Below are 18654 nucleotides of genomic sequence, written 5' to 3' on the forward strand. Positions count from 1 at the left end.
ATGGACACCGAGACCGGAGCAACCGTGTCCCGTGGCGACCGGCACGCGGCCCTCACCGAGCTCGTCGCCACGTTTCGGGTCACCGCGCAATCCGAACTGGTCGATCTGCTCGCCGACCGCGGCATCGATGTCACCCAGGCCACCGTCTCCCGAGACCTCGAGCAGCTCGGGATCGGCAAGCTGCGCGGCGCGGACGGCGTCGTGTCGTACGTCTTGCCCGACCGCACCGGACTGGCCCAGCTGCTCCGACAGTTCGTGACCGACATCTCCTCCAGCGGCAACCTGGCCGTCCTCCGGACCCCACCCGCAGCAGCCTCGACCGTCGCGAGTGCCATCGACGCTGCCGGGGTCCCCGACGTGCTCGCGACGCTGCAGGGGGACGACACCGTCCTCGTCGTCTCGCGGGAGCCGGCGACCGGCCGTGACGTCGCCGCCAACCTCGCACGACTGAAGACCCCGACCATCCCGTCATCGCGCGTCGCATCGCAGCCCCACCTCGAGGAGCAACCATCGTGAGTGCCAGCAAGACCCTCGTCCTCGCCTACTCCGGCGGCCTGGACACCTCCGTCGCGATCCGATGGCTGCAGGAGAACAAGGGGTACGACGTCATCGCCTGCGCCGCGGACATCGGCCAGGCCCAGCCGGGGGAGATGGACCGGGTACGGCAACGCGCCCTGGACTGCGGCGCCGTCGAGTCCGTCGTGGTCGACGCCCAGGAGGAGTACGCCCGCGACTTCGTGGCGCCCGCCATCGCCGCGAACGCCATGTACATGGGCAAGTACCCCTTGGTCAGCGCCCTGTCGCGGCCGCTGATCACCCGCCACCTCGTCGCCACCGCCGAGGAGTACGGAGCGAGCGCCATCGCCCACGGCTGCACCGGCAAGGGCAATGATCAGGTCCGCTTCGAGGTGACCGCCATGGCCATCGCTCCGGAGCTGACCGTGGAGGCGCCGATCCGAGAGTGGGGTCTGTCCCGCGAGGAGTCGATCGGCTGGGCCCAGGAGCGGGGCATCCCCATTCCGGTGAAGAAGGACTCGCCCTACTCCTTCGACGAGAACCTGTGGGGCCGGACGGCGGAGTGCGGGGTCCTGGAGGACCCCTGGGCCAGCCCGCCAGAGGAGGTCTTCGAGCGTTCAGCTGCCCTGGCCGACACCCCCGACGAGCCGGAGGAGCTGACCCTCTCCTTCGAGCGCGGTCTGCCGGTCTCGGTCGACGGCGAGCCGATGGCGTTGGTGGACCTGATCGCCGAGGTCGACCGACGTGCCGGCGTCCACGGCATCGGCCGGATCGACATGATCGAGGACCGCCTGGTCGGCATCAAGAGCCGGGAGATCTACGAGTGCCCCGGCGCTCTGACGCTGCTCGCGGCACACCGGGACCTGGAGGACCTGACCCTCGAGCAGGAGTTGGCCCAGGAGAAGCGCGCCGTCGAGGGACGGTACGCCCAGCTGATCTACAACGGGCTGTGGTACACGCCGCTCAAGCGGGCCCTGGACGCCTTCATCGACGTGTCGCAGCGATACGTGACCGGGGAGGTGCGGATGCAGCTGTTCAAGGGACACGCCGCGGTGGCCGGTCGGCGGTCCGACCTGGCCCTGTACGACCATGACCTCGCGACCTACGACGCCGAGGACGCCTTCGACCACACCCAGTCCGAGGGCTTCGTCAAGCTGTGGGGGCTGCCGACGAAGGTGTGGTCGCAGAAGCAGGCTGACGTCCGATGAGCGTCGCCGGGAGTTCTGCGATGAGTGGTGGGCACGAGTCATCGGCGACCGGGGAGGGGCGGCTGTGGGGCGCCCGATTCGCGTCCGGTCCCGACCAGGCCGCGTGGGATCTGGGCCGCTCCGTGCACGTCGACGCACGGCTGTGGCGGTACGACCTGACCGGATCGCGGGCGCACGCGGACGAGCTCCGTCGCCTGGACCTGCTGACAGCCGAGGACCACCAGTCGCTGACCGTCGCGCTGACGCGGATCGAGGGTGAGTTCACGGAAGGGTCGTTCACCTTCGAGGACGGCGATGAGGACATCCACGGTGCCGTCGAGCGGCGGCTGATCGAGTTGGCCCCGGAGGCGGGCGGACGGCTGCGGGCAGGACGGTCCCGCAACGACCAGATCGCAAACGATCTGCGCCTGTACCTCGCCGACCACATCGTGGAGCTCGTGGCGGCCGTCCGGGACGTCGCCGGGGCGCTGGCTGATCAGGCCGAGGCCGTGACCGAGGTCCTGGCCCCCGGGTACACCCATCTCCAACGAGCCCAGCCGGTCACGCTGGCCCATCACCTGCTCGCCCACGCCTGGGCCCTCGACCGCGACGTCGGAAGGCTGATCGACTGCCGTCAGCGGACGCTCTCGGTCTCCCCGCTCGGCTCGGGCGCGATGGCCGGTCTCACCTTGGGCCTGGACCCGGCCAACTACGCCACCGCGCTCGGCTACCGCGGAGTAGCAGAGAACTCGATGGACGCCGTGGCGGACCGCGACTTCGCAATCGAGTTCCTCTCCGCTGCCGCGATGCTCGGCGTGCATCTCTCCCGGCTCTGCGAGGAGGTCGTGGTCTGGGCGACTGTGGAGTTCGGTTGGGTTCGCGTCGGCGATGCCTTCTCGACCGGGTCGTCGATCATGCCGCAGAAGCGCAACCCGGACGTGGCCGAGTTGGTGCGCGGGAAGACCGGCCGCCTGATCGGTGACCTGGTGTCGCTCCTCGTCACGCTCAAGGGCCTCCCCCTCACCTACAACCGTGACCTGCAGGAGGACAAGGAGCCGGTGTTCGACGCCGTCGACACTCTGCAGCTGGCCCTCCCGGCCGTCGCGGGGATGGTGCGGACCCTGACCTTCGACAACGAGCGGATCAGCGGCTCCGCAGCCGGGGGGTTCGCGCTGGCCACCGATGTCGCCGAGGCGCTGGTGGTGGCCGGCGTGCCCTTCCGAACCGCCCATGAACGGGTGGGGGAGGTGGTTGCCGCCTGTGAGGCCGAGGGGATCGACATCACCGAGCTCGCCCCCGACCGGCTGGCCGCTGAGCTGCCCGAGTTGGATCCCTCCGCGATCGCCGACCTGCTGGATCCGGCAGGAGCTGTACGGCGTCGCACGACGGTCCAGGGGCCGGCGCCGGAGGCCGTCCGCAGCCAGATCGCGGCACTCCGGGAGCGCCTAGGAGCGTGACCCTCCTCCGTGAGAGAGCGCCGGAAGTGTCACGGTCAATGCGGGGGTGACCGTCACGCCTGGAGAGCCCGAACCCTCGACTGCTACCCTGCCCGCGCCATGGCATCCATCCGACTGCAACTACTCGCCCGTCTCGATGAGTTGGCCCGTCGTGAGGGTCTGCTCGCCGCCGACACCGGCAAAGCCCGGATCTACCGCGACCGCATCGGCGGAACCGTGATGTGGCTGCCGCTGAGCGAGGACCGCCTGGAGTTCACGCTGATCCAGGTCCGAATGGCCGACGACGAGCGCGCCATGCGGCTGCACGGGCTGCTGGCCCAGTGCGTGGACAAGCCTCTCGAGGAGATCCCGCCGCACCGACTGGGCCTGGACGCCGACGTGGCGGTCGAGCACTGGCCCATGTTGGAGCGGTCCTTCATGCCCGGCTACCTCCGGGCTCACCGGGAGGTCCAGGCGGCCGCCGGACACGGCTGACCCGGCGCTGCGACGGGCTCTGGCCGCGTCAGGCCACGGTCAACCAGAGGCCTCGCGGACGGCGACGTCGAGGTCGAGTTGGACGATCGAGCCGGCCAGACCGGCCTCCGTCACGCTCTCGGTCGCTCGCTCTGCCAACACCGGATCGAGCTGTGCGGCGACCCACCGCTTGACCGCGGTCTCCGTCAGCCCGTGTGGGAGGTCGACGGTGGTGGTCACCGTGACCTCCACCGGGCCGGTCGGCAGCGCGGTGACCGCACCCGGGGTCGCCCGCAGCAGTTGGCGGTCGCCGGGGTCGAACAGCACCAGGGTGCCGTCATCCTCCACCGCTCCAACCCTGCCCACGAACGTGCCTGCCCTGACCCAGGTCCCGATGTCCATGCTCGCAGCGTAGATGGAGCGGCGTGGTGGGGCGGAGCGGTACCGTGCCGATCCATGGCTTGGGTGAACGAGGAGTTGGCACGACGGTTCGGCGAGATCGCGACCCTGCTGAAGATCAGCGGCGCCGATCGATTCCGGGTCAGGGCCTACGAGCGCGCGGCCGACACCATCGGGGCCGCACCCGTCGACCTCGGGTCCGTGGACGCCGCGGAGCTGAAGGACGTCAAGGGCATCGGGGACTCCACGGCGAAGAAGATCGTGGAGTATCTGGAGACCGGCACCATGACCATGCTGGAGGAGCTGCGCGAGAAGGTCCCGGCCGGTGTCGTCGAGCTCACCCGTGTCCCAGGCCTCGGTCCGAAGACCGCGGTCCAACTCCACGACACGCTTGGCGTCGACTCCATCGAGGCCCTGCGGACTGCGATGGCCGACGGGTCTGTCGCGGGGCTGCCTGGGCTGGGCGCGAAGACGGTCGCGAACCTCGAGGAGTCCCTCCGGCGGATGGGGGCCAAGGACACCGACCGGGTGCCTGCCGCCGATGCGATCTCGCTGGCCGAGGAGATCTGCGACCGCCTCCGCGAGCGGGAGGACATCGCGGAGGTCACCTACGCCGGCTCCCTGCGTCGGATGCGCGACACGATCGGGGACATCGACATCCTGGTCGCCTCCGAGGGCGACCCGGCCCCGATCCACGAGGCGTTCCGCGGCTTCGACCTGGTCGAGACCGTCATCGCGGCCGGGGAGAAGAAGACCTCCGTCATCACCGTCCGAGGCATCCAGGCCGACCTGCGCGTCGTCGAACCTGACGCCTGGGGCGCAGCGCTGCAGTACTTCACCGGGTCGAAGGCCCACAACGTGCGGATTCGGGAGCGGGCCGTCCGTCAGGGACTGCTGCTGAACGAGTACGGCATCTTCAGGCGCGAGCTGGACGACGACGACAAGCCGGTCGCCGGTGAGCGGATCGCCTCCCGCACCGAGCAGGTCGTCTACGACGCCATAGACATGGGCTATGTGCCACCGACGATGCGAGAGGACACCGGCGAGGTCGACGCTGCGCTGGACGGATCGTTGCCGATCGTGGTGACGCTGGCGGACATGACCGGTGACCTGCACGGGCACTCGGACTGGTCCGGCGACGGCAAGGCGACGTTGGAGGACATGGTCGCCGCCGCAGCTGCCAGGGGCTACGTCTACTGGGCGGTCACCGACCACGCCGAGGACCTGGCCATCAACGGCATCACCGCCGATCAGGTGCGCGAGCGCCGCGAGATCATCCGATCGCTCCAGGACAGCTACCCCGACATGGTCATCCTGGACGGCTCCGAGCTGAACATCGGGCTGGAGGGGCAGCTGGACTACGACCCCGACTTCCTGCTCGAGTTCGACTGGACCGTGGCCAGCGTCCACTCCGGCCTCGAACGTGACAGCGCCGCCCAGACCGAACGGATCATGCGGGCCATCCAGTCACCGGCCGTCAATGCGATCGGGCACCTCACGGGGCGCAAGGTGGGCAAGCGGCCGGGCTTCGAGGTCGACCTGGCGGCCATCCTGGAGGCGTGCCGTGAGACGGGGACGGCGCTGGAGGTCAATGCCTCCCCCCGCCGGCTGGACCTCTCCGGCGAGATGACCCGTCGCGCGGTCGAGGCCGGTGTCACCCTCACGATCTCGTGTGACGCCCACTCGATCGGAGACCTGGACTCGATGCGCTACGGCGTGTGGACCGCCCAGCGGGGGTGGGCGACCCCGGCGGACGTGCTGAACACCGGCGATGTCGAGCGGCTGCGTGGGTTTGTCCAGGCCAAGCGTGACGCACTCGGTTGAGCCTCTTCCGCGGTCGTTCTTCGAGCGGCACGCGCCGCTCGTGGCCCGCGACCTGATCGGCACGCACCTCGTGGCCCCCAGTGGCGTGCGGGCCGAGGTCGTCGAGGTCGAGGCGTACGACCAGAAGGATCCCGCAGCACACACCTACGGCGGCCCCACACCCCGCAACGAGGTGATGTTCGGACCGGCAGCGCACCTGTACACCTACTTCGTCTACGGGATGCACTGGTGCGCCAACATCGTGACCGGGCAGCCGGGGGAGGGAGAGGCGGTGCTGCTGCGGGCGGCCCGACTTCTCGAGGGGGAGGGGGCGGTTCGGGTGCGGCGCGGGACGTCGGTGGCAGAGCGAGACCTCCTGCGGGGTCCAGCTCGGCTGGCAGCGGGGCTCGGGCTGGGTCGCACGGCGGGTGGCGCGGATCTGTTGGCACCCGACGCGCCGCTACGGGTCGTGGTCGGGGCGGCCGCTCCGGGTGCAACGGCGGTGGAGGTCGGGCCCCGCGTCGGCGTGAGGCTGGCGGCGGACGTCCCCTGGCGCTTCGTGGCCGCGGGGAGCCGCTGGGTCTCGGACTACCGGCGCCACCCACGGGCGGCCCCTCGGGCGACGTAGCCCCCGACGAACGGCCGAAGTGGGCGCGAGGTCGGCCGGGGGCGGGTGGAGTTAGCCCCGCTGGGGGAGGGGAAGTCCACCCACCCGGACGTGGCTGCGTGGTTGGCCGGGGCGGGTGGAGTTAACCCCGCTGGGGGAGGTGAGGTCCACCCACCCGGACTCAGGCACCTATCCCGGGTAGGCGAAGAGGGTGACCTCGGAGAAGACGGGCACCCGCTGGGTCGCCTCCGGCGACTGCTGCCACACCACCCCGGGGCTCTGGGCAGCGCCCACGCAGTCGATCGAGCCGTCGGGGCACTCCAGACGGACAGACACGTTGAACCCCTGTTCCTCGAGCGTCTCCCGGGCCACCGCGATCGAGCGGCCGAGGAGGTCCGGAACGATCGTCCCGGTCCGGTCAGCACTCGAGATCGTGATCGTGGCGTTGAAGCCGGTCTCGGCCAGGACCTGGTCCGCGCCGGGCGACGGCGACTGCGCGATGACCACGCCAGGCGGCCTTGACGTGTCGAACTGCGGCTTCTCGAACACGGTGAAGCCGGCCTCGTTCAGCGCCTGCCGGGCCTGATCGGCTGACAGCCCCTCCACCACCGGTACGTCGACCGTCGGTGGCCCGGAGGGCTCTGCGCACACCTCGGTTGGCTCGGAGCCGACGACGTAGCCCCGCTCACCGATGACCGAGCGCGGCGTGAAGGGGTTGGGCAGGCAGTCGCGCGTGAGGTCCACCGTGACCGTGATGAGTTCCCCGTCCACGTTCGCGAAGGGCGTGGCGACCTGATCGGCGAGCGCCTGCACGCCGAAGCGAGCGAACACCTCGGCCGGCCACCCACCTCCCTGCACGATGACCCGGGTTCGCGGCGGCACCATGGCCACCCGCCCCTCCGGATAGCCGATCCACACCGCGGTGGCGAGATCCGGCGTGAAGCCGGTGAACCACGCGTCGGCGTTGTCCTGAGAGGTCCCGGTCTTGCCCGCCGTCGGTCGGCCCAGATCAGCGCCGACCCCGGTGCCGGACCGCACCACCTCGACCATCGCCAGGGTGATGGCCTGGGCGATCTCGGGATCGATGACCTGCTCACCGTCGTCGACGGGTCGCTCCCAGATGACCACGCCGTCCCGGTCCGTGATGGACTGGATGATGCCGGGGTCACGTCGGACCCCGCCCGCTGCGATCGTCGCGGTGACGGTCGCCATCTCGAGCGGACTGACCTCCTGCGCTCCGAGCGCGATCGACTGGAGCGGGCGGAGGTCACTGGTGATGCCCAACCGCCCGGCCATGTCCACGACCGCCTCGGCGCCCACGTCGTTGATCAGGTTGGCGAACGCGGTGTTCACCGAGAGTGCGGTCGCGGTCCGGAGGGTCAGCTCCCCGTAGCCCTGCCCACCGGCGTTGCCCACGTTCCAGTCGGGCAGCCCGGGCGCCAGCGGCACCGACACCTGCGCGGGGGAAGGGATGACGTCATCCAGGGACCAACCCGCCTCGAGGGCCGCCGCCAGGACGACCGGCTTGAACGAGGATCCTGGCTGCCGGCGCCCGTCCGTGGCCAGGTTGAACCGCGCCACGGGGTCCAGTGGGTCGGTGTAGTCCTCGCCGCCCACGAGCGCGGTGATCGCGCCGGTCGCCGGCTCGACCGCCACCAGCGCCGCCCGAGGGTCGGACGCCGGGGCGATGAGGATCGCGTCGATCGCCTGCTGCGCCGCCAGCTGGGCCTGCGGTTGGATGGTCGTCTGGATGCGCAGGCCACCGCCGAACAGCCGTTCGGCCCGCTCGGACGCGGTCGCGCCGAGCACGTGGAAGACAGGGTTGCGCTGCAGCTCCTCCAGCGCGTGGTCGACGGCATAGGGGTGCACCCAGTCGATGTCCGGTGGCAGCGGCTGGACCCCCAACCCCTGGCTGATGGCCGCCTCCTGCTCGGCCTCGGTGATGAGCGACTGCTCCGACATCAGATCAAGAACGAGGTCGCGCCGGCCACGCGCCTGGGCCGGACGGTCGTACGGGTCGAAGTTCGCGGGCGCCCGCAGCATGCCGGCCAGCAGCGCCGCCTGGTGCAGGTCCAGCTGGCTGACGTCGATCCCGAAGTACCGGCGGGCCGCCGCGCCGATCCCATACGAGCCGTTGCCGAAGTAGACGGTGTTCAGGTACGCCTCGAGGATTTCGTCCTTGGTGAGGTCCGCCTCCAACTGGATGGCCAGGCTCGCCTCGGCAAGCTTGCGATCCACGGTCTGGTCATCGCCGGTGATCGCGTTCTTCACCAACTGCTGCGTGATGGTCGAGCCGCCCTGCAGGATCTCCCGCTCGATCGTGTTGACGACCAATGCCCTGGCGATCGCCCGCGCGTCGACGCCGACGTGTTCGTAGAATCGCGCGTCCTCCACAGCGATCACGGCATCCCGGACCACCTGCGGGATCTGCTCCAGGGCCACTGGGTCCCGGTCTTGCTCGCCGTGGAGCTCCGCCAGTTGGTTGCCCTCGGCGTCGACCATGACCGACGTCGCCACCGGTGGGCGCAGATCGAGTTCTGACCCCAACGGCTGGAGCTCCACGAAGGGGGAGCAGGCCGAGAGAACCAGACTGCAGGCAGCGAGCAGCCCCACGGCCCACCGAGTCGGCCGTGTCGATGACGTCTCGCCCGACCTCATGGCCGCCACTGTATCGAGGCGGGGCCTACACTCTGGGCATCCCACACCGACCACCTGCAGTGGCGTGGGGTCCACGGACCGAAGATTCTGGACGCTTGGGGTTGCAGCGCCGGGGGAGGGTGCGTACAGTCTTTCTTCGCCGCACGACGAGGCACACGCCTCTGCTAGTGCGAGTCCCACCCGCCGCACGGCCTCAGTGCCACACCGGCAGGGACACCCCGGGAAAGCGCCCGGAGCACGAAGTACCGAAAGCCGAACAGAACGGTGGCCTCACCGGCAACCCCTGAAGGAACTCGGGAACAGCGCGAACTCCGCTCCTTGAAAACTACACAGTGTGCCAAAAGTCAGTGCACTTTATGAAATAACATGCATACCCGTCATGGGTCTATGCGGTCCTTGTGACCAGATGGATCCACGATGAGTTGTAGATTCCTTGATTCAGGATTAACTGACAACACTTGTTTGTCAGTGTTCATCCAACAATCCAAGGTCAATCATCTCCACGGAACTGTTCGCAGTTCTCCAATGGAGAGTTTGATCCTGGCTCAGGACGAACGCTGGCGGCGCGCCTTATACATGCAAGTCGAGGGAGAAGCATATCTTCGGATATGTGGAGACCGGCGAACGGGTGAGTAACACGTGAGAAACCTACCCCGGAGATCGGAATAACCACGGGAAACTGTGGCTAATGCCGAATACTCTCCGCCCACCACATGGCAGACGGAGGAAAAGTCCGCTGCTCCGGGATGGTCTCGCGGCGTATCAGCTAGTTGGTGAGGTAACGGCTCACCAAGGCCACGACGCGTAGCTGGAGTGAGAGCTCGAACAGCCACACTGGGACTGAGACACGGCCCAGACTCCTACGGGAGGCAGCAGTAGGGAATCTTGCGCAATGGGCGAAAGCCTGACGCAGCGACGCCGCGTGTGGGAAGAAGGCCTTCGGGTTGTAAACCACTTTCAGGAGGGAAGAAGCGAAAGTGACGGTACCTCCAGAAGAAGACCCGGCCAACTACGTGCCAGCAGCCGCGGTAATACGTAGGGGTCAAGCGTTGTCCGGAATTATTGGGCGTAAAGAGCTCGTAGGCGGTCTTTTAAGTCGGATGTGAAATCTCAGGGCTCAACTCTGAAACTGCATCCGATACTGGAAGACTTGAGGCAGGTAGGGGAGATCGGAATTCCTAGTGTAGCGGTGAAATGCGCAGATATTAGGAGGAACACCGGTGGCGAAGGCGGATCTCTGGGCCTGTTCTGACGCTGAGGAGCGAAAGCGTGGGGAGCAAACAGGATTAGATACCCTGGTAGTCCACGCCGTAAACGATGGGTGCTAGGTGTGGGAGATAATCCACTTCTTCCGTGCCGCAGCTAACGCATTAAGCACCCCGCCTGGGGACTACGGCCGCAAGGCTAAAACTCAAAGGAATTGACGGGGGCCCGCACAAGCGGCGGAGCATGTGGCTTAATTCGAAGCAACGCGAAGAACCTTACCAAGGCTTGAAATATACGGAAAAGCTGTGGAAACACAGTGTGCTTCGGCGTCGTATACAGGTGGTGCATGGTTGTCGTCAGCTCGTGCCGTGAGGTGTTGGGTTAAGTCCCGCAACGAGCGCAACCCTTATCCTATGTTGCCAGCGAGTAATGTCGGGGACTCATGGGAGACTGCCGGTGTCAAACCGGAGGAAGGTGGGGACGACGTCAAATCATCATGCCCCTTATGTCTTGGGCTGCACACATGCTACAATGGCCGGTACAGAGGGCTGCGATCCCGTGAGGGTGAGCGAATCTCACAAAGCCGGTCTCAGTTCGGATTGGAGTCTGCAACTCGACTCCATGAAGGCGGAGTCGCTAGTAATCGCGAATCAGCAATGTCGCGGTGAATACGTTCCCGGGCCTTGTACACACCGCCCGTCACGTCATGAAAGTCGGTAACACCCGAAGTCAGTGGCCCAACTCTTTGAGAGGGAGCTGCCGAAGGTGGGATCGGCGATTGGGACGAAGTCGTAACAAGGTAGCCGTACCGGAAGGTGCGGCTGGATCACCTCCTTTCTAAGGAGCGAACGGCGCCAGCGCGAATCTCGGCCACACCGGTCGGGAACGCCAGATGCGTCAAGCTTCTGTGGATCACTGACTACTCACGTCATCGTCGCTCGGTGACAGGTCGGGGGGACCGATTGCACTTCGGTGCAGACCCGGTTATGACCGATCAGCACAGAGCGACAGCGATTGTGGGCACACTGTGTAGCTTTGAAGGTGGCGGAAGCCTCTTCTCGGCTACGACGTCGAACTGTCGGCACACGGGATTCCTTCCCAGGGCCGGTAAGCGACTGATCAGCCGACGCCCGTTCATTGAGAACTCCATAGCGAGCGCGAGCATCGTCTCAATAAGTTAGTAAGGGCACCCGGTGGATGCCTAGGCGCTAGAAGCCGATGAAGGCCGTTGCAGGCTGCGATAAGTCGCGGGGAGCTGCCAAGCAAGCTTCGATCCGCGAATGGCCGAATAGGAAAACCTGATGGGGGTCATGCCTCATCATCCCTGCGTGAACACATAGCGCAGTGGAAGGGAACCCGGTGAAGTGAAACATCTCAGTAACCGGAGGAAAAGAAAACAATAGTGATGCCCCTAGTAGTGGCGAGCGAACGGGGTACAGCCCAAACTCACATGGTGTCAAGGTGACAGCCGTTGCCATGTGGGGGTAGTGGGATCTGACCGATCAACCTGTCAGTTGATCAGGGTCGATGCATGCAGATAACCGAAGAGTTCAGGAAAGTTCTCCCATAGAGGGTAACAGGCCCGTAGGTGAAATTTGTATGCAGCCCGTCAGCCATCCCAAGTAGCGCGGGACCCGTGAAATCCTGTGTGAATCTGTGGGGACCACCCCATAAGGCTAAACACTCTCTAGCGACCGATAGCGAACTAGTACCGTGAGGGAAAGGTGAAAAGTACCCCGGGAGGGGAGTGAAATAGTACCTGAAACCGCGTGCCTACAAGCAGTTGGAGCCCCCTTGTGGGGTGACAGCGTGCCTTTTGAAGAATGAGCCTGCGAGTTAGCGATCAGTTGCAAGGTTAACCGGACGACGGGAAGCCGAAGCGAAAGCGAGTCTGAACAGGGCGTCGAGTAGCTGGTCCTATACCCGAAGCGGTGTGATCTATCCATGGCCAGGTTGAAGCGCGGGTAAGACCGCGTGGAGGACCGAACCCACCTAGGTTGAAAACTGGGGGGATGAGCTGTGGATAGGGGTGAAAGGCCAATCAAACACCGTGATAGCTGGTTCTCCCCGAAATGCATCTAGGTGCAGCGTCGCGTGTTCCGTGCTGGAGGTAGAGCACTGATTGGTCGCGGGGGCCTACAAGCTTACCAACATCAGTCAAACTCCGAATGCCAGTACGCCAAGCGCGGCAGTGAGTCTGCGGGGGATAAGCTCCGTAGTCGAGAGGGAAACAACCCAGACCGTCAGCTAAGGTCCCTAAATTATGGCTAAGTGGTAAAGGATGTGGGACGTCACAGACAACCAGGAGGTTGGCTTAGAAGCAGCCACCCTTGAAAGAGTGCGTAATAGCTCACTGGTCAAGAAGTCCTGCGCCGACAATGTAACGGGGCTAAGCCATATACCGAAGCTACGGCATGTACTTTGTACATGGGTAGGGGAGCGTTGTGTTTGCTGAGAAGCGGAAGGGTGACCAACCGTGGAGCGTTCACAAGTGAGAATGCAGGCATGAGTAACGAAAGAGGAGGGAGGAACTCCTCCGCCGAATGTCCAAGGGTTCCTGGGGAAGGTTCATCCGCCCAGGGTAAGTCGGGACCTAAGGCGAGGCCGAAAGGCGTAGTCGATGGATAACAGGTTGATATTCCTGTACCAGCTACAACCGTTCGAGCGATGGTGTGACGCAGGAGGTTATCGCAACCGGGTAGATGGTAGAGCCCGGGTAAGTGTTTAGGCTGCAGACCAGGTAAATCCGGGCTGCATCAAGGCTGAAGCACGACGCCGATCCGGATAGGAGAAGTGCGAAATACCATGCTGCCAAGAAAAGCATCTAGCGAGGTTGACTAGCTGCCCGTACCCTAAACCAACTCAGGTGGACAGGTAGAGAATACCGAGGCGATCGAGAGAACTCTAGTGAAGGAACTCGGCAAAATGGCCCCGTAACTTCGGGATAAGGGGTGCCTACGAGAGTAGGCCGCAGTGACTAGGCTCAAGCGACTGTTTACTAAAAACATAGGTGCATGCTAAGCCGCAAGGCGACGTATATGTACTGACGCCTGCCCGGTGCTGGAACGTTACGAGGAGAGGTTAGCTTCGGCGAAGCCTTGAATCTAAGCGCCAGTAAACGGCGGCCGTAACTATAACGGTCCTAAGGTAGCGAAATTCCTTGTCGGGTAAGTTCCGACCTGCACGAATGGCGTAACGACTTGAGCACTGTCTCCACTAGAGACTCGGTGAAATTGCAATACGAGTAAAGATGCTCGTTTCGCGCAGCAGGACGGAAAGACCCCGGGACCTTTACTGCAACTTGATGTTGGAGTTCGGTGCTATCTGTGCAGGATAGGTGGGAGGCTTTGAAGCGGGCACGCTAGTGTTCGTGGAGCCGACCTTGGAATACCACCCTGGTAGTATTGGGCTTCTAACCTAGATCCGTTAGCCGGATCAGGGACAGCGTCTGGTGGGCAGTTTAACTGGGGCGGTTGCCTCCTAAATAGTAACGGAGGCGCTCAAAGGTTCCTTCAGGCCGGTCGGTAATCGGCCTTCGAGTGTAAGGGCACAAAGGAGCTTTACTGCGAGACTGACAGGTCAAGCAGTTGCGAAAGCAGGACCTAGTGATCCGCCAACCTCAAGTGGGAGAGTTGGCGCTCAACGGCTAAAAGGTACCCCGGGGATAACAGGCTTATCTTCCCCAAGAGTCCATATCGACGGGAAGGTTTGGCACCTCGATGTCGGCTCGTCGCATCCTGGGGCTGAAGCAGGTCCCAAGGGTTGGGCTGTTCGCCCATTAAAGCGGCACGCGAGCTGGGTTTAGAACGTCGTGAGACAGTTCGGTCCCTATCCGCTGCGCGCGTAAGAAACTTGAGAAGAGCTGCCCCTAGTACGAGAGGACCGGGGTGGACGAACCTCTAGTGTGCCGGTTGTCCTGCCAAGGGCATGGCCGGTTGGCTACGTTCGGAAGGGATAAGCGCTGAAAGCATCTAAGCGCGAAGCCTGCTTCAAGATGAGGTTTCTCTTTAAGGATCCCAGTAGACGACTGGGTTGATAGGCCGGATGTGGAAGGGCAGTAATGTCCGCAGCTGACCGGTACTAATAATCCGATCACTTATTGTGATGCTCGCGCTCGCTATGTGGTTCATCCCTGGAACGGGAACGCATACAAATTTCATAGAGTTCCGTGGTCATTGCGGAGGGGGTACACCCGGTTCCATTCCGAACCCGGAAGTTAAGCCCTCCAGCGCCGATGGTACTGCGCGGGCAACTGCGTGGGAGAGTAGGACGTCGCGGACCACCACAATCAGCCGCCTTGACTTGTCAAGGTGGCTGTTGTGCTTTTCGGAACGGTGCACATGATTGAGGAGCAGGAGGAGATGGAGAATCGCGAGGAGGATCAGCCGATCCAGCGAAGCCTGAGTGGCCAGACACCGCCGCCTCGCCGCAGGGGAGGCCGGTCGAAGGCCGATCCGGCCAAGCCCCAGCTCCCGAGAGAGCGTCCCCACCTGGCGGCAGGCGTCTATCGCGACATCAAGCGGACGGCGCGTGAGCAGGACATCGAGGACGTCGCGACCGCTGTTGCCGTGGCGACCGAGGCAATGTCGGTGGGAGACGTCGAACGGGCGGTCGAGCTGCTGACATGGGCGTCGAGCCGGGCCGGTCGCAGTGTTGCCATTCGGGAAGGCCTCGGGGTCGCCCTGTACTCCCTCGGACGGTTCGAGGATGCCCAACGTGAGCTGCAGGCCTATCGGCGGCTCTCGGGTCGGGCGGACCAGAACCACCTCCTGGCCGACTGCGCGCGGGCGCTGGGCCGCGATGACCGCGTCGACGGGTTGGTGCGAGAGATGCTGGAAGGGGATCGGGCGCGAGCCGTGCCCAACGACCGGGCAGTCGAGGGCGTGATAGTCCAGGCCGGCATGCTGGCGGGCAACGGGGACTATGACGGCGCGCTGGTCCTGCTGGATCGGGCGCCCCTCGATCCGGAGACCGGCGTGGAGCACGCACGAACGTGGTACCTGGCTGGCGATGTCGCCGAGCAGAAGGGCGACGTGGGCCTTGCGCAGGAGTACTTCGAGGCCGTCGCGGCCATCGACGACGAATTCTTGGATGTGGGGGAGCGGCTGTCGCGACTCGACAGCTGATGACTCAGGACGTTAGGTGGGGATCGAGTCGACCCGGAGCGGGGGCAGATCGGGGCCGACCGCGTCTTCCAACGACTCCGATGCCTCGATCAGCTCGTCGATCAGTTGGTGTCGATGGATGTAGGTGGACGCCACGGCCTGGATGATCGCAGTGGCGGGCAACGCGAGCAGCGCGCCCACGGCACCGAGCAGCGTTGCGCCGATGATGACGCTGACGAAGGCAACTGCGGGGTGCACGTCCATCGTCACAGCCGTCAGCCTCGGTGCGATCAGGTAGTTCTCGAGCTGCTGATAGACGATCAGGAACACCAGCACCCACGCGGCGTTGAGTGGGCGGTCCCCCGCAGCGACGAGGAGGACGAGGATGCCGCCCAGGTAGGTCCCGAGGACCGGGATGAACGCGCCGGACACACCAACCCACAGTCCGAGGGGCAGGGGGTACGGCACCCCGAGCACGGTCAGGAAGATGGCCGTGACCAGGGCGGCGGTGATCGCGAGGAGCAGCCTCGAGTAGATGTACCCGCCGGTCTTGGCGACGGCGATCTCCCACACCGCCAGCAGCTCGCGTTGACGCTGAGGCGGGAGGGGGCGAGCCAGCGTCGCTCGGAACCTCGGGCCGTCGGCGACCATGTAGAAGGACACCAGCAGGACGGTGAGGCCTTGGAAGAGAATGCCGATCGCAGTCGCACCGAGGCCAACCACGGAGCCGGCTGCCCCCAGGACATTGCCCGTCGCCACCGACGCCAGGTCTCCGGTCCCGAACTCCCGGCCGATCCGCAGCAGCTCCTGATTCAGATCCCCCTCCGGGTCCAGTTGGAGCTCGATGAGCGGGATCCGTGACAGCAGATCGTTCACGTCACTGACCGACCGGGGCAAGGAACGCAGCAACTCACCCACCTGGTCGATCAGCAGCGGGATGACCGATCCGAAGGACGCGACGAGCAGCAGGATGCTGAGCAGGAACACCGCTGCCGTGGCGAACCCTCGGCGGGCGCCCCGTTGCACCAGCCACTTCACCGCCGGCTCCATCGCAAAGGAGATGAACAGCGAGACCAGCAGCATCACCAGGATGGACCGGAGCGACTGGATCATCAGGATCGTGCCGTAGGCGACGACCACGACGGCGATGAGCCCGAGCACCCGGGCTGGTGATGGCAGCGCACGCTCTGTCGCGTGCACATCAGCGGGACTGGGGCTGGGCTCCCGGGGGACGTCTGGCTGCTCCACGTCTGGTTCGTCGGGCACGGCTGAACGGTATCGCATGGTGCGGTCGTCCAGCCGGGTATGGGCTTCACCGGGATCCTGCCTCGGCAGGGCTATCCTCGGCACCGTCTGTCACGACCCGACGGAGGACGACGCTGCTGTGGAAACTGCCTGGAGGAAGTACCTGGACCTGGCCGCCAGCCTGACCGAGGTTCCCCGTCGAAAGGCCGAGGAGGTTGTGAAGGCGCTGGTCGTCCGGGGCGAGGTGGCAGCCAACGCCAGCGAGAACCTCGTCGAGGCACTGCTCGGCCAGGTCGAGCGGAACCGCAAGTCGATCCAGGATCTGGTGAGCAACGAGGTCGAACGGGCGCTCGGCGGGGTCGACGTCGTTCGCAAGGGCGCTCTGGACGCTCTGGAGAGCCGCATCGGCATTCTCGAGCGACTTCGAGGGGATGAGGACGAGGCAGAGGAGGCACCGGCCCCCAAGACCGCGGCCGCCGTGCCAGCCGCCACGAAGAAGGCACCGGCCAAGAAGACCGCGAAGAAGACCGCGAAGAAGACGGCCAAGAAGACGGCCAAGAAGTCGGTGAAGAAGGCCACCGCCAAGACGTCGACGGCGAAGAAGTCGACCAAGACGGCCTCGTCGGCGAAGAAGACGGCGGCGAAGAAGACGGCGGCCAAGACGACGGCGGCGAAGGCGACGAAGACCAGTCCGACCAAAACGTCGGCCGGGAAGAAGTCGACCGCGAAGAAGTTGGAGGGGAAGAAGTCGACCAAGTCGTCTTCGGCGAAGAAGACGGCGGCCAACACGACGGCGGCCAAGGCGACGAAGCGCAGCCCGGCCAAGAAGTCGACCGCCAAGAAGTCGACCGCTAAGAAGGGCACGCCCTTGAAGGCGACCACCAAGAAGGCCACCACCAAGAGCACGACCGCCAAGAAGACCGCTGCGAAGAAGACAGCCCCGCCCGCAGGTGATGCCTCGTGACCGCGATGATTCCACCACCACCCCCTCCATCAGGCCCGGACGCCGTCGAGCAAGTCCGTCAGACGTTGGACTCGCTGGACGAGCGGCCGCTCGACCAGCACGTCCAGTTGCTCTCCGACTCGCTGGACCTGCTCGTCGGTGAGCTGGACGAGATGGCGCGACGAATCCCCTCCGCCAGCTGAGACCCACTCCCACCGACACATGGCACGACGGGTCCGGCTGGATGCCGAGTTGGCCCGCCGGAAACTGGCACCGTCCCGCACCGCGGCTCAGCAGATGATCCACGCGGGCGAGGTCGTCGTGGAGGGTGTCGCCGTCCCCAAGCCGTCGAGCCAGGTCACCGCGGACCAGTCCATCAAGCTGACGCGCCAGACGCCGCGGTACGCCTCGCGCGGGGCGCTGAAGCTCTTGGGCGCGCTTGAGGACCTGGCCGTGGACCCGGCAGGACGGACGGCCTTGGATGCCGGTGCGGCGCACGGCGGATTCACCGACGTCCTGCTCCGCCGGGGCGCGCACCACGTGATCGCGGTGGATGTCGCCTACGGCCAACTCGCCTGGGAGCTCCGCACCGACGACCGCGTCACGCTGCTCGAGCGAACCAACGTGCGGACGCTGACGCCACAGGCCCTCCCGGACGGTCGGATCGCCGACTTCGTCGTGGCTGATCTGTCCTTCATCTCCCTGACCAAGGTCCTGCCCGCACTCTCCGCGGTCTCGGCGGACCCCGTCACCATGCTGCCCATGGTCAAGCCGCAGTTCGAAGCGGGCCGAGAACTGGTCGGCAAGAACGGCGTCGTCCGGGACCCCTCCACCTGGGCCTCTGCCATGCGGCACGTCACCGAGTTCGCCGACACACTCGAGCTCAGCTTGCTCGGCGCCGCGCCGTCAAGGGCGCCAGGCCCGGCGGGGAACATCGAGTTCTTCCTCCACCTGCAGCGGGGTGTTGCCCGAGACGACCGGCCAGATCCGGCAGACATCATCCAGGGGGCCGTCGACGCGGCGCGGGCGATCGGGTAGCGCTACCAGGCCGTGTCACACCACGCCCCTACCATGT

General features: G+C 65.4%; 13 protein-coding genes and 3 rRNA genes. 13 read left to right on the forward strand and 3 right to left on the reverse strand.

Annotated elements, in window-relative coordinates; genetic code table 11:
* The 4 genes from C1746_RS17385 to C1746_RS17400 all read left to right on the forward strand — a co-directional run bounded on the left by C1746_RS17385 (position 1) and on the right by C1746_RS17400 (position 3634).
* The gene (locus tag C1746_RS17385) at positions 1-516 is read left to right on the forward strand and encodes an arginine repressor (RefSeq protein ID WP_116716026.1); all 516 of its coding nucleotides are present in this window, start codon (positions 1-3) and stop codon (positions 514-516) included.
* A complete protein-coding gene (locus tag C1746_RS17390) occupies positions 513-1724 on the forward strand; it encodes an argininosuccinate synthase (protein WP_116716027.1) in 1212 nt (403 codons plus the stop codon). Before C1746_RS17385 ends, C1746_RS17390 begins: the two co-directional genes overlap by 4 nt.
* A gap of 20 nt (positions 1725-1744) precedes the next feature.
* On the forward strand, positions 1745-3160 hold the full coding sequence (argH, locus tag C1746_RS17395) for an argininosuccinate lyase (protein WP_116716028.1): 1416 nt from the start codon (positions 1745-1747) through the stop codon (positions 3158-3160).
* Positions 3161-3259: 99 nt separating this feature from the next.
* Positions 3260-3634, forward strand: a complete 375-nt coding sequence (locus C1746_RS17400; RefSeq protein WP_116716029.1) for a hypothetical protein — start codon at positions 3260-3262, stop codon at positions 3632-3634.
* Between the two features lie 39 nt (positions 3635-3673).
* On the opposite strand, the gene C1746_RS17405 is transcribed toward C1746_RS17400, so the two are convergent.
* On the reverse strand, positions 3674-4015 hold the full coding sequence (locus C1746_RS17405) for a hypothetical protein (RefSeq protein ID WP_116716030.1): 342 nt from the start codon (positions 4013-4015) through the stop codon (positions 3674-3676).
* Between the two features lie 54 nt (positions 4016-4069).
* Between C1746_RS17405 and polX the strand changes: the two genes are divergently transcribed.
* Both polX and C1746_RS17415 read left to right on the forward strand, forming a co-directional pair.
* Entirely contained in the window at positions 4070-5836 is a 1767-nt protein-coding gene (gene polX, locus C1746_RS17410; RefSeq protein WP_116716031.1) for a DNA polymerase/3'-5' exonuclease PolX, read from the forward strand.
* Entirely contained in the window at positions 5820-6443 is a 624-nt protein-coding gene (locus tag C1746_RS17415; RefSeq protein WP_205711965.1) for a DNA-3-methyladenine glycosylase, read from the forward strand. The genes polX and C1746_RS17415 overlap by 17 nt, the downstream gene beginning before the upstream one ends.
* 168 nt (positions 6444-6611) lie before the next feature.
* On the opposite strand, the gene C1746_RS17420 is transcribed toward C1746_RS17415, so the two are convergent.
* A complete protein-coding gene (locus C1746_RS17420; RefSeq protein ID WP_116716032.1) occupies positions 6612-9080 on the reverse strand; it encodes a transglycosylase domain-containing protein in 2469 nt (822 codons plus the stop codon).
* Between the two features lie 522 nt (positions 9081-9602).
* Between C1746_RS17420 and C1746_RS17425 the strand changes: the two genes are divergently transcribed.
* The 4 genes from C1746_RS17425 (at position 9603) to C1746_RS17440 (ending at position 15412) form a co-directional block, all read left to right on the forward strand.
* Positions 9603-11123: ribosomal RNA gene (locus tag C1746_RS17425) — 16S ribosomal RNA — on the forward strand.
* 333 nt (positions 11124-11456) lie between these two features.
* Positions 11457-14390 (forward strand): 23S ribosomal RNA (locus C1746_RS17430).
* Between the two features lie 60 nt (positions 14391-14450).
* A 5S ribosomal RNA gene (gene rrf / locus C1746_RS17435) occupies positions 14451-14567 on the forward strand.
* The 16S, 23S and 5S rRNA genes sit together here, the layout of an rRNA operon.
* A gap of 29 nt (positions 14568-14596) precedes the next feature.
* Entirely contained in the window at positions 14597-15412 is an 816-nt protein-coding gene (locus tag C1746_RS17440; protein ID WP_162867890.1) for a tetratricopeptide repeat protein, read from the forward strand.
* Between the two features lie 12 nt (positions 15413-15424).
* Here the strand turns inward: C1746_RS17440 and C1746_RS17445 are convergent, their stop codons facing one another.
* On the reverse strand, positions 15425-16657 hold the full coding sequence (locus C1746_RS17445) for an AI-2E family transporter (RefSeq protein WP_162867891.1): 1233 nt from the start codon (positions 16655-16657) through the stop codon (positions 15425-15427).
* A gap of 118 nt (positions 16658-16775) precedes the next feature.
* Between C1746_RS17445 and C1746_RS22175 the strand changes: the two genes are divergently transcribed.
* The 3 genes from C1746_RS22175 to C1746_RS17460 are packed head-to-tail and all read left to right on the forward strand — an operon-like array spanning position 16776 to position 18617.
* Entirely contained in the window at positions 16776-17600 is an 825-nt protein-coding gene (locus tag C1746_RS22175) for a phasin family protein (RefSeq protein WP_162867892.1), read from the forward strand.
* Positions 17597-17782 (forward strand): hypothetical protein, encoded by a 186-nt coding sequence (locus tag C1746_RS17455; protein ID WP_116716035.1) that lies wholly within the window; start codon positions 17597-17599, stop codon positions 17780-17782. Before C1746_RS22175 ends, C1746_RS17455 begins: the two co-directional genes overlap by 4 nt.
* 19 nt (positions 17783-17801) lie before the next feature.
* Positions 17802-18617, forward strand: coding sequence for a TlyA family RNA methyltransferase (locus C1746_RS17460; RefSeq protein WP_116716036.1), 816 nt, complete (start codon positions 17802-17804; stop codon positions 18615-18617).
* Positions 18618-18654: the final 37 nt, after the last annotated feature.

This window comes from Euzebya tangerina, assembly GCF_003074135.1.
GTDB lineage: Bacteria > Actinomycetota > Nitriliruptoria > Euzebyales > Euzebyaceae > Euzebya > Euzebya tangerina.

Bases quoted from the DNA above. Each gene is read 5' to 3' on its own strand.
- C1746_RS17385 (WP_116716026.1), top strand. From the start codon at position 1: ATGGACACCGAGACCGGAGCAACCGTGTCCCGTGGCGACCGGCACGCG.
- argH (WP_116716028.1), top strand. From the start codon at position 1,745: ATGAGTGGTGGGCACGAGTCATCGGCGACCGGGGAGGGGCGGCTGTGG.
- C1746_RS17400 (WP_116716029.1), top strand. From the start codon at position 3,260: ATGGCATCCATCCGACTGCAACTACTCGCCCGTCTCGATGAGTTGGCC.
- C1746_RS17405 (WP_116716030.1), bottom strand. From the start codon at position 4,015: ATGGACATCGGGACCTGGGTCAGGGCAGGCACGTTCGTGGGCAGGGTT.
- polX (WP_116716031.1), top strand. From the start codon at position 4,070: ATGGCTTGGGTGAACGAGGAGTTGGCACGACGGTTCGGCGAGATCGCG.
- C1746_RS17420 (WP_116716032.1), bottom strand. From the start codon at position 9,080: ATGAGGTCGGGCGAGACGTCATCGACACGGCCGACTCGGTGGGCCGTG.
- C1746_RS17460 (WP_116716036.1), top strand. From the start codon at position 17,802: ATGGCACGACGGGTCCGGCTGGATGCCGAGTTGGCCCGCCGGAAACTG.